The organism is Paenibacillus hamazuiensis (assembly GCF_023276405.1).
Classification (GTDB): Bacteria; Bacillota; Bacilli; order Paenibacillales; family NBRC-103111; genus Paenibacillus_AF; species Paenibacillus_AF hamazuiensis.
The window spans coordinates 6,581,163-6,592,500 of record NZ_JALRMO010000001.1 but is presented as its reverse complement, the minus strand read 5'-3'; the positions used below and the strand labels follow the sequence as shown (position 1 = coordinate 6,592,500).

The 11,338-nt window shown below is 52.5% G+C and carries 12 protein-coding genes and 1 rRNA gene (1 of these 13 running past the window's edge); 11 read left to right on the top strand and 2 right to left on the bottom strand.

Going from position 1 to position 11,338, the window contains the following annotated elements; translation table 11 throughout:
* Positions 1-2,497 (top strand): 23S ribosomal RNA (locus MYS68_RS28905) (it extends 418 nt beyond the left edge of the window).
* Positions 2,498-2,670: 173 nt separating this feature from the next.
* Here MYS68_RS28905 and MYS68_RS28900 read toward each other — a convergent pair.
* Positions 2,671-3,192, bottom strand: a complete 522-nt coding sequence (locus tag MYS68_RS28900) for a hypothetical protein (protein WP_248929123.1) — start codon at positions 3,190-3,192, stop codon at positions 2,671-2,673.
* Between the two features lie 201 nt (positions 3,193-3,393).
* Between MYS68_RS28900 and MYS68_RS28895 the strand changes: the two genes are divergently transcribed.
* From MYS68_RS28895 to rsmI, 10 genes are all read left to right on the top strand, one after another.
* A complete protein-coding gene (locus MYS68_RS28895; protein ID WP_248929122.1) occupies positions 3,394-3,594 on the top strand; it encodes a sigma factor G inhibitor Gin in 201 nt (66 codons plus the stop codon).
* A 169-nt stretch (positions 3,595-3,763) separates the two neighbouring features.
* Positions 3,764-5,257: an aminotransferase class I/II-fold pyridoxal phosphate-dependent enzyme gene (locus MYS68_RS28890; protein WP_248929121.1), complete on the top strand. Its 1,494-nt coding sequence runs from the start codon at positions 3,764-3,766 to the stop codon at positions 5,255-5,257.
* Positions 5,258-5,296: 39 nt separating this feature from the next.
* The gene (gene tmk, locus MYS68_RS28885) at positions 5,297-5,947 is read left to right on the top strand and encodes a dTMP kinase (RefSeq protein ID WP_248929120.1); all 651 of its coding nucleotides are present in this window, start codon (positions 5,297-5,299) and stop codon (positions 5,945-5,947) included.
* 28 nt (positions 5,948-5,975) lie between these two features.
* Complete coding sequence (locus MYS68_RS28880; protein ID WP_248929119.1) at positions 5,976-6,305, top strand: cyclic-di-AMP receptor; 330 nt, start codon at positions 5,976-5,978, stop codon at positions 6,303-6,305.
* Positions 6,306-6,344: 39 nt separating this feature from the next.
* Positions 6,345-6,791: a YaaR family protein gene (locus MYS68_RS28875; RefSeq protein WP_248929118.1), complete on the top strand. Its 447-nt coding sequence runs from the start codon at positions 6,345-6,347 to the stop codon at positions 6,789-6,791.
* A 17-nt stretch (positions 6,792-6,808) separates the two neighbouring features.
* Positions 6,809-7,786, top strand: a complete 978-nt coding sequence (holB, locus tag MYS68_RS28870; protein ID WP_248929117.1) for a DNA polymerase III subunit delta' — start codon at positions 6,809-6,811, stop codon at positions 7,784-7,786.
* A 2-nt stretch (positions 7,787-7,788) separates the two neighbouring features.
* Positions 7,789-8,589 (top strand): PSP1 domain-containing protein, encoded by an 801-nt coding sequence (locus tag MYS68_RS28865; protein ID WP_248929116.1) that lies wholly within the window; start codon positions 7,789-7,791, stop codon positions 8,587-8,589.
* A gap of 31 nt (positions 8,590-8,620) precedes the next feature.
* On the top strand, positions 8,621-8,974 hold the full coding sequence (gene yabA / locus MYS68_RS28860) for a DNA replication initiation control protein YabA (protein WP_248929115.1): 354 nt from the start codon (positions 8,621-8,623) through the stop codon (positions 8,972-8,974).
* Positions 8,975-9,037: 63 nt separating this feature from the next.
* Entirely contained in the window at positions 9,038-9,808 is a 771-nt protein-coding gene (locus MYS68_RS28855) for a tRNA1(Val) (adenine(37)-N6)-methyltransferase (RefSeq protein WP_248931042.1), read from the top strand.
* A gap of 11 nt (positions 9,809-9,819) precedes the next feature.
* Entirely contained in the window at positions 9,820-10,692 is an 873-nt protein-coding gene (gene rsmI / locus MYS68_RS28850; RefSeq protein WP_248929114.1) for a 16S rRNA (cytidine(1402)-2'-O)-methyltransferase, read from the top strand.
* A 141-nt stretch (positions 10,693-10,833) separates the two neighbouring features.
* Here the strand turns inward: rsmI and MYS68_RS28845 are convergent, their stop codons facing one another.
* A complete protein-coding gene (locus MYS68_RS28845; RefSeq protein WP_248929113.1) occupies positions 10,834-11,088 on the bottom strand; it encodes an AbrB/MazE/SpoVT family DNA-binding domain-containing protein in 255 nt (84 codons plus the stop codon).
* Between the last annotated feature and the right edge of the window lie 250 nt (positions 11,089-11,338).

Sequence of the window (11,338 nt, the reverse complement as noted above, 5' to 3'; positions counted from 1 at the left end):
GACACGAGGAACCCCGTGGGAAGCAGGCAGGACCATCTGCCAAGGCTAAATACTCCCTAGCGACCGATAGTGAAGCAGTACCGTGAGGGAAAGGTGAAAAGAACCGCGGGAGCGGAGTGAAACAGAACCTGAAACCGTGTGCTTACAAGAAGTCAGAGCCCGTTAAAGGGTGATGGCGTGCCTTTTGTAGAATGAACCGGCGAGTTACGTTCACGTGCGAGGTTAAGGTGAAGAGCCGAAGCCGCAGCGAAAGCGAGTCTGAATAGGGCGACTTGAGTACGTGGGCGTAGACCCGAAACCGTGTGATCTACCCCTGTCCAGGGTGAAGGTGCGGTAACACGCACTGGAGGCCCGAACCCACGAACGTTGAAAAGTTCGGGGATGAGGTGGGGGTAGGGGAGAAATTCCAATCGAACTCGGAGATAGCTGGTTCTCCCCGAAATAGCTTTAGGGCTAGCCTCGGGATAAGAGTAGCGGAGGTAAAGCACTGATTGGGTGCGGGGCCCGCCAAGGGTTACCAAGTCCAGTCAAACTCTGAATGCCGCATACTTATACCCGGGAGTCAGACGGTGAGTGCTAAGATCCATCGTCAAGAGGGAAACAGCCCAGATCATCAGCTAAGGTCCCCAAGTGTGTGTTAAGTGGGAAAGGATGTGGAGTTGCACAGACAACCAGGATGTTGGCTTAGAAGCAGCCACCATTGAAAGAGTGCGTAATAGCTCACTGGTCGAGTGACTCTGCGCCGAAAATGTAACGGGGCTAAACACACCACCGAAGCTATGGGTCCAGTAATGGGCAGTAGGGGAGCGTTGTATACGGGTAGAAGCTTGACTGTAAGGACAGGTGGACTGTATACAAGTGAGAATGCCGGTATGAGTAACGAAAAGATGGGTGAGAATCCCATCCGCCGAAAGCCTAAGGGTTCCTGAGGAAGGTTCGTCCGCTCAGGGTTAGTCGGGACCTAAGGCGAGGCCGAAAGGCGTAGTCGAAGGACAACAGGTCGAAATTCCTGTACCACCGTGAACCGTTATGAGCAATGGGGTGACGCAGAAGGGTAGTGACGCGGACTGATGGATGTCCGTCCAAGCAGTAAGGCTGGTGCGTAGGCAAATCCGCGCATCGATAAGGCTGAGCTGTGATGGGGAGGGAAACTTCGGGAGTACCGAAGGTCATGATCTCAAGCTGCCAAGAAAAGCCTCTAGCCAGGGAGAAGGTGCCCGTACCGCAAACCGACACAGGTAGGCGAGAAGAGAATTCTAAGGCGCGCGGAAGAACTCTCGTTAAGGAACTCGGCAAAATGACCCCGTAACTTCGGGAGAAGGGGTGCCCCGGTAAGGTGAATAGCCGGAGGGGGCCGCAGTGAAAAGGCCCAAGCGACTGTTTAGCAAAAACACAGGTCTGTGCGAAGCCGCAAGGCGAAGTATACGGGCTGACGCCTGCCCGGTGCTGGAAGGTTAAGGGGAGCGGTAAGGTGCAAACCGAAGCTGTGAACCGAAGCCCCAGTAAACGGCGGCCGTAACTATAACGGTCCTAAGGTAGCGAAATTCCTTGTCAGGTAAATTCTGACCCGCACGAATGGCGTAACGACTTGGGCGCTGTCTCGACGAGAGATCCGGTGAAATTTTAATACCTGTGAAGATGCAGGTTACCCGCGACAAGACGGAAAGACCCCATGGAGCTTTACTGCAGCTTGATATTGGACTTTGGTACGATCTGTACAGGATAGGTGGGAGCCTTTGAAGCATGAGCGCCAGCTTGTGTGGAGGCGACGTTGGGATACCACCCTGATCGTATCGGAGTTCTAACCTGGTACCCTGATCGGGTATGGGGACAGTGTCAGGTGGGCAGTTTGACTGGGGCGGTCGCCTCCTAAAGAGTAACGGAGGCGCCCCAAGGTTCCCTCAGAATGGTTGGAAATCATTCGAAGAGTGCAAAGGCAGAAGGGAGCTTGACTGCGAGACAAACAGGTCGAGCAGGGACGAAAGTCGGGCTTAGTGATCCGGTGGTACCGAATGGAAGGGCCATCGCTCAACGGATAAAAGCTACCCTGGGGATAACAGGCTTATCTCCCCCAAGAGTCCACATCGACGGGGAGGTTTGGCACCTCGATGTCGGCTCATCGCATCCTGGGGCTGAAGTAGGTCCCAAGGGTTGGGCTGTTCGCCCATTAAAGCGGTACGCGAGCTGGGTTCAGAACGTCGTGAGACAGTTCGGTCCCTATCTGTCGCGGGCGTAGGAAATTTGAGAGGAGCTGTCCTTAGTACGAGAGGACCGGGATGGACGTACCGCTGGTGTACCAGTTGTCTCGCCAGAGGCACGGCTGGATAGCCAAGTACGGAAGGGATAAGCGCTGAAAGCATCTAAGCGTGAAGCCCCCCTCAAGATGAGATTTCCCAGTATGTAAGACCCCTTGTAGACGACGAGGTAGATAGGTTCGGGGTGGAAGCGCGGTAACGTGTGGAGCTGACGAATACTAATCGGTCGAGGGCTTAACCAAAAAAGTACCCAAGAAAGTGAAGAAGACGCTGACGAAGCATATTCCGATTACTTTCTCGGGGCCCAAAAGGATAAATTCTAAAGCGTAACTTGAAGTGATTCGCATCTAGTTTTCAGGGAGCAACACTCAATAAACGCAATAAAGCCGCTGCATTTGCAGCGGCTTTATTGCGTTTATTGAGTGTAACACGAGGTATCCTGCGGATTGATTTTGATCAGACCTATCTTCGTATGTTTTTTAAACCGAAGCAGAATAAGAAACCGGGGAGCCAATAGCCAAATATGCACGCCAATCAAATGAAGCAATGTGGACGTTGAAACCCACGGGTATGTACATGCGATGATAAGAAGTGGTACCCAAAACAGCTGCAGGTTGTTTTTTTTAAACTTGGACAACGAATAATATTGATCGGGGACGAGACCGATCCACGGCAGTGCGGCATGATAAGACCACGATTTAAGCGGTGTACGCTCCTCCTTCATTTTAAACAAAAGGCGGATAAACCAATGGTGAACAAGAGCTGTCAAAAAAATACATATCGGCAGACGCAAAGGGTCTTTTTGATACAAATCGTAAGCGAAGCAGGCGGCGAGCAGGCCAAGATAAGAATAGCGGTAAACCGTCGAATACCTTACTCTGGTTAGCAAACGGTAGTTATATATAGTAGATTCTTTGGGCAGTTGACGTTCGTTCACGGTTTTCCTCCGGGTATAAAGTATAAAGACGAATAACTATTTATGTTTATCGGTATACCGTTCGAAAAACATAAGTTTTTTCATGCCGTCACCTAAAGATGCACAGTGACATACAGATGTAGTAACAAAAAGCAAAGTCTCTAGTTTTAACGAGATAGAACGATGGGTATACTGATAGAAAAAAGACTAGGGGTGAAAGGCATGAGCGAGATGGCGGAGCGGCAGCAAGAACCATGCACTTGCATTATCTGCGGGCAGCAGAAGAAGGAAGGCATCATGATCATTACTGAATTTATATGCGACGAGTGCGAAGCGGAGATGGTGCGCACGGATGTCAAAGATGCCAAATATCCGTTCTTCATACATCAAATGAAACGGATTTTATATAAAATGAATGCGTAGCCGCACAGGGCTTTCTCTTCTTTGGCTGAGAGAAGCCTTTTTTTATTTTGGCTGCCGAGGTATCGATCCGTTACAATAAAAGAAAGGTTTCTGAATCAGAACTACCCAAGACAAGCGACCGCGATTCAGCAGAAAATGTATGAGCTATGATAAGAATAGGAGATCGCCTATGAACGACGATAAAGCTCCATTATATGAAAAATTACTCGAGCATGCGGATCGCCGCTCTATCAGCTTTCACGTACCCGGTCATAAATCGGGGCAGGGTATACTGCCTCAGGCATTAAGTCATTACGGGCAAATCGCGAAAATAGACCTGACGGAAATTACCGGGCTCGACGATCTCCATCATCCCGAAGAAGTCATTCGGGAGGCGCAGCTCCTGGCGGCCCGATGTTTTGGTGCGGAAGAGACATTCTTCTTGGTCAATGGCAGTACGACCGGCAATTTGGCGATGATCCTGACGGTCTGCGGGAAAGACGACATCCTGCTGGTCCAAAGAAACGTGCATAAGTCGGTTATCCACGGACTCATGCTGGCGGGGGTCAGAGCGGTGTTTATCGCGCCGCAAATGGACAAGTTCACCGGTCTTGCCGGAACGCTCGCAGCGGAGGACGTCGCCGAAGCGCTGGCTGCGTATCCCGAAGCGAAGGGCCTCCTGATCACAAATCCGAACTATTACGGGATGGGCGCCCGGGTTGGAGATTTGGCCGAGCTTATGCATGGGCATCGTAAGCCGTTGTTGGTGGATGAGGCTCATGGCGCACATTACGGGTTTCATCCGGAGCTGCCGAGGTCTGCTTTAATGGAAGGGGCGGACATAGTCGTACAATCGACCCATAAAATGCTCACGGCGATGACGATGGGGGCCATGCTGCATGTGCAGGGAGAAAGGGTGGATCGAACCGTATTGGCACGGATACTGGGAATGCTGCAAAGCTCAAGCCCGTCTTACCCGATTATGGCAAGTCTGGATTTGGCGCGAAAGCAAATGCAGACTGAAGGTCGAAATTTGCTGGAACGCGCGCTTGCGCATCTCCGCGAATTTGTCGGCCTTATGCGCGAATTGCCCGCTTTTCGAATCATCAGCCAAATGGAGCCCTCCTTAGCCGTTGCTTCCAAAGATCCGTTTAAGGTGCTGGCGGAGGATCGGACCGGAACGCTGAACGGTTTCCAATTGAAGGACGAACTCGAAAAGCGGGGATGTTACTGCGAGATGGCGGATCCCCGTTACGCCCTGCTCGTATTCAGTCCGGCTTCGACGCATCTGGATGCGGTCAAGCTGTACGAAGCTTTTTCCGACGTTTATGCCGATTTGCGATTGGATAAGAAGGAACTTATGCCGGAGACAACGAATATATATAATTTAACCCCACCCATGAAGGTATCCGCCCCTGTATCATTCAGTATGGCTATGATCCGGCACATGGTAGCGGCGAAACGGTTGCCTTTCGAACAAGCCGTAGGGTTTAGTTCGGCGGAAATGATTGTACCTTATCCTCCAGGCATACCCATGTTATATCCGGGAGAGCGAATAACCGTGGAAATTGCCGACGAACTGCAAATACTGAGCGATTCGGGCGCCAAATTTCAAGGACTCCCTCCGGGCATGGATGGAACGATTGCAGTTGTGACAGCTTCTTTTTTTTCAGATCAAAGTTGAAATATCAATTTCATGCAGAGATAGTACCAGGAGGACCAAGTGAAAGGATTATTTATTACGTTCGAAGGCCCGGACGGCGCAGGAAAAACGACACAGCTCAAAGGTTTGGCCGCGCAGCTGCAGGCTCAAGGACATGAAGTTGTCGTAACGCGGGAGCCGGGAGGTACCGCGATCAGCGACCAGATCAGGGAGGTGCTTCTATCTCCTAACAACCGGGAGATGGTCGACCAGGCGGAGGTGCTGCTGTATGCCGCATCCCGTGCACAGCACGTGCATGAACTGATTTTACCGGCTCTTGAAGCGGGGAAAATCGTGCTTTGCGACCGGTTTATCGACGCCAGCATGGCTTACCAGGCATTCGGTCTAGGGGTGGACGAAGAGACGGTACGGTCCATTAACCGGTTTGCCAGCTCCGGGCTTCAGCCCCGAAGAACCTATATGCTGGACGTGCCGGTGGAAATCAGCTTGACGCGGCTTGGCCGCAGGCAGCAAACGGTTAGCGGCGCGAACCTGGACCGGATCGAGCTTAAAACGGCGGAATACCATCGCAAGGTGAGGGAAGGCTTTCAGCGTATTGCCGAGCAAAATAAAGATCGGGTCGTCCTCATCGATGCGAACAGGCCCGAGGAGGAAATTGCCAAAGACATCCTAAGCGATTGCAACCGTTTGCTTGCATCATTTTTCGCATAAATCAGGTATAATGAAGGAGGCGTTAACCATGAAATTAGTGATTGCCATTGTACAGGACAAGGACAGCAACCGTTTATCCAACGCGTTGATCAAGGAAGGGTTCCGTGCAACCAAGCTGGCCAGTACCGGCGGGTTTTTACGCGCCGGCAACACGACGTTTATGATTGGAGTCGAGGACGAGCGGGTCGGCGAGGTGATGCAGATCATTAAGGCGAACTGCAAAATCAGGGAGCAAATGGTCACGCCGGTATCCCCGATGGGCGGAACAACCGACTCCTACATTCCGTTCCCGGTGGAAGTACAAGTGGGCGGGGCGGCGGTTTTCGTCGTGCCGGTAGAGCGGTTTGAGCACTTTTAAACCAGGTGACGACCTAAGACGGAGGAAGGTGAGCCACAAGTGAAAATCAATCCGGGATGGCGTCCTTTCGGCAAGGAATTGAAAGTGGCCGATAACACTTCTTCTCCGCAGCTTCAACCGAAAAGCTTCTCCGATATGATGCATCAGCAAGAGGAAAAGGCGACCCAGGAGCAGCTGCAAAAAATGCTGCAGCAAATCCATGCGCAGGCCGAGCGGCTCAGCAAATCGATGACGGTGCGCGAGCTTCGGCAGTATAAGCTGCTCGTCAAGCATTTTTTGGAGGAAACGGCACGCCGCGGCGTCCATTTGAAGGAAACGCGGGGCTGGGACCGCAGAGGACGGACCAAGCGGTACAAAATCCTCGACGAAATCGATAAAGAGTTGCTCAGCATGGCCGACGAAATGCTCGAAAGCGAGCAGGGACGTATCGATATTTTGCATAAAATCGGGGAAATCCGCGGCATGCTGATCAACTATGCCTTTTAACCATTGGAGCGTTGATCATGTCATTCGATTCTATTCGCGGGCAGGACCGCGTGAAGCGTATATTGCAGAACAGTCTGAGAACAAACAGCGTGTCCCACGCTTATATATTCAGCGGCCCGGCGGGTACCGGGAAGAGGGCGATGGCCATGGCCTTTGCGCAAGCGATTTATTGCCGGGTTTCGCCGGACGATGCCTGTGGTACCTGCCTGGACTGCCGCAAGGTCGAGCACCGAAACCACCCGGATATTCATTACATCGGGCCTGACGGCGCTTCGATCAAAATCGACCAAATCCGCGAGCTGCAAAAGGAGTTCGCTTATCGCGCTTCGGCGTCCGGCACGAAGATGTACATCATACAGGATGCCGATAAAATGACCGTTCAAGCCGCAAACAGCTTGCTGAAGTTTCTGGAAGAGCCTGCTTCGCGGGTGGTCGCCATTTTGCTGACGGAAAACGGACATGCCCTGCTGCCGACGATCCAGTCGCGCTCTCAGTGGATTCCGTTTATGCCGATGAGCCGGCGCGAAATGACCGAGCTGCTGCTATCCGAAGGGCATCCTGCTCCGCTAGTCCACTGCGCGGTTCATTTGGCTGCCGGACCCGATGCAGCTAGAGAACTTATCCAAGGAAATTGGTTTGCAGAAATCCGAAGCTTAGGTGTACAATTAGCAAGGGAGAGCTTGACCCGATTGCCGGCAGCAATGCTGCTTGCGCAGCAAAAGTTAGGCAAATCCGAACTTGCGGACCATCTTCCCGTGCTGCTGGATCTGCTCATTTTGTGGCTCAAGGATATGGTGCAGCTTCATTTGGGAAATAAACGGAACCTTATATATATAGACCAGGTTGATTGGATGACGGGACAAGCTTTGTCAAAAGAATTGAACCATTGGGTCAGCGGAATGGACCGGGCGCTGGAACTGCAAAAGCGGCTTCGCGCCCATGCCAACCCGCAGCTCGTTATGGAAAGCATGTTATTGCAATTGAAGGGGGTGTGAGCTTGTATTCCGTCGTAGGAGTCCGTTTTAAAAAAGCGGGGAAAATCTATTATTTCGATCCGATCGAACTGCCGGTAGAGCGCGATAACGCGGTGATCGTGGAAACCGCCCGCGGTATCGAGTACGGCAAGGTGGTCATCGGGAGAAAAACGGTCAAGGAAGACGATGTCGTCCTGCCGCTTAAGAAGGTCATTCGCATCGCCGATCAGACCGACGCCAAGCTGGTGGAAGATAATAAGGCCGCGGCGAAAGAGGCGTTTGTAACCTGTCAGAATAAAATTAAGGACCATCAGCTGAAAATGAAGCTGGTGGACGTTGAGTATACATTTGACCGCAACAAGATCATTTTTTATTTTACCGCGGAGGGCCGCGTTGATTTCCGGGAGCTCGTGAAAGATTTGGCGAGCATTTTCCGTACGCGGATCGAGCTGCGCCAAATCGGAGTCAGGGATGAAGCGAAGATGCTGGGAGGGATCGGCCCGTGCGGACGCATATTATGCTGCTCCTCGTTTTTGGGCGATTTCGAGCCGGTTTCGATCAAAATGGCCAAAGATCAAAATCTTTCGCTGAATCCGACGAAAATATCGGGACTTTGCGGCAGGTTGATGTGCTGTCTGAAATATGAGCACGATAACTACGAAAGTGCTAAAGACGACGTGCCGCGCGTAGGGCGCGAAGTTGTGACTTCGTACGGCAACGGGCGGGTTGTCGCGCTGAACATGAACGAAAGAACGGCGAAGGTGCAGCTCTTTGATCTCGGCAAGGTGATGGATTTGCCTTTCGACGATGTGGTAGAGCAGTAAACCGGCCGCGTAAATCGAGGCGGGTGGCAGAGTGGACAAGAGAGATATTTTTGTACAAATCGATGTCATGGAAGAACAGGTCGGCACCATGTTCGCCGAACTGGGCCAGCTGAAGCAAAAAATCGTCGAGCTGCTGGAGGAAAACAAACGTCTTTCCATAGAGAACGGGCAGCTTCGCAAGCTCCTTAAGAAGGAGTCCGGCGGCGGTACCGTACAGGAACAGGTTTATCCGGCCCCGCAGGAGCCCCCTGCGGCGGCGATTGGCGAAGGCTACGACAACCTGGCGAGACTGTACCACGAGGGATTCCACATTTGCAACGTGTATTACGGCCATTTGCGAACGGAAGGCGACTGCTTATTCTGCCTGTCGTTTTTTAATAAATAATAATCAAAAACCGTGGAGCGGCTTGCAAGCTCTACGGTTTTTTTGGAATGAAAGGAATTGGATATGGTTTCCGTCCCCATACATAGCTCCGAAAGAGTGGACGATTTGCTGACAAACGATTTAAAAATCATACAAAGCGACGAAGTGTTCAGCTTCTCGCTGGATGCGGTATTGCTCGCGCGTTTTTGCTCCGTGCCGGTTCGCGGCCATATCGCCGACTTATGCACCGGCAACGGAGTGATCCCGCTTTTGCTGACGACCCGTACCAAATCGGGGATCACCGGCGTGGAAATTCAGGACCGGCTGGCGGACATGGCGCTGCGAAACGTGCAGCTGAACGGGCTTGACGAGCAGATCCGGATCGTGCATGGCGATATCAAGGATGCGGTGGAGCGGCTTGGGCACGGGTCCTTTGACCTCGTCACCGTAAATCCGCCGTATTTGCCGGTGCCAAGCGGCGAACAAAACGTAAACAGCCATTTCGCCGCTGCTCGCCATGAAGTATACTGTACGCTGGAGGATGTGGTCAGGATCAGCAGCCGGCTCGTGCGAAGCGGCGGCAAAGTGGCGATGGTGCACCGGCCGCAGCGGCTTGTCGAAATTTTTTGCACGATGCGGCAGTACCGGCTGGAGCCGAAGCGCATCCGGTTAGTCCACCCGCGGCTCGGCGACGAAGCGAATATGGTGCTGATCGAGGCGCTGCGCGACGGGAAGCCGGAGGTGCGCATGCTGCCGCCGCTGATCGTCTATAATGAAGATAACGAATACTGCCGGGAATTGATGGACGTCTATTACGGCCGTCAAACGACTCTCGGCGAAAAAGAGAAAGAATGAGGAGCCGCAACGTGCATATTCAAAAAAGCTTTCGAGAATCCGAAACGGGCAAGCTTTATCTGGTCGCCACCCCGATCGGCAATCTGGAAGACATGACGTTCCGGGCGGTGCGCACGCTGAAGGAAGTCCAGTGGATCGCCGCCGAAGATACGCGGCAGACGCGCAAGCTGCTGACGCATTTCGAAATCCAGACGAGGCTGGTCAGCTATCACGAGCATAACAAGGCAAGCAGCGGGCCGGAGTTGATACGCATCCTGGAGTCCGGCGACTCCGTCGCTTTAGTCAGCGATGCCGGGATGCCGGCGATTTCCGATCCGGGATATGACCTTGTTCGGCTGGCGATAGAACATGATATCGACGTCATTCCGATTCCCGGGGCGAACGCGGCCTTATCGGCGCTGGTCATCTCCGGCATGCCGACAGACCGGTTTACGTTTGTCGGCTTTCTGCCGCGCGACCGGAAGGCGATGCGCAGCGAGCTGGAGCAGCTCGGGCCAGCCAATGGGACGCTGATGTTTTACGAGTCGCCGCACCGCGTGGACAAGACGCTCGCCGTGATGGCGGAGGTGTTCGGCGAGGACCATCCCGTATGCCTGGTGCGTGAGCTGACCAAGCGGTACGAGGAGGCGGCGCGCGGGACGATCGGGCAGTGCATTCTTCACTTGGAGGCTCACCCGCCTCAAGGGGAATACTGCATCGTCGCCCAAAAACCGCCCGTGCCCCCGGCCTCTACCGATGCCGCTTGGTGGGAGCCGCTAAGCCTGGAGGAGCACGTCGCCCGTTACGAGGAGCAGCTCGGCAATCGCAAAGAGGCTATCAAGCAAGCGGCGGCGGACCGCGGTATGCCGAAGCGGGAGCTGTACAACCGGCTTCATCAGACATAAGCACAAGGGAGTTTTATGCCGGGCAACCTGCACAAAAAAAATCCCTGATGTCGGGTTGCCCGGCATCAGGGAATAGAGGAGATATGAAAAAGGTTAGAATTACCGTAGTTGTGGTGATGTCTCTATTATAACCTATTTTTCTTATTTTGTCACAGGTATTGGCATTTCGGTCAAACAATCTTGGCAAACAATTTTTCCCTTGAAATAAGTGACATTTTCAGCGTTGCCGCAAAAAATACAAGCCGGCTCGTATTTTTTAAGCATGATGCGCTCGCCGTCAACATAAATTTCCAGGGCGTCCTTCTCGCCGATACCGAGTGTTCTGCGCAGCTCGATCGGAATAACGACCCGACCCAACTCGTCAACTTTTCTTACGATGCCTGTGGATTTCATCATATATAAATCCCCTCTCCAATAATTAAATGACTTGAAATAAAATCGTCAACATTCGACATATTTCTCATTCCTTATGATACCAACCATTCCCAAATGTGTCAACCTACTTTTCAAGCATTTCTATAAAAATTTTCAAAATCGAGGAGAAGATTGACAGCGGCGGTTCTTTGGAATATTTTCGAGAACCCTTGTCCCGCAAGGCAACTGCCAAAAGCGCCTTTGCTTTTATTCTAAAGTAGACGAACCGCAA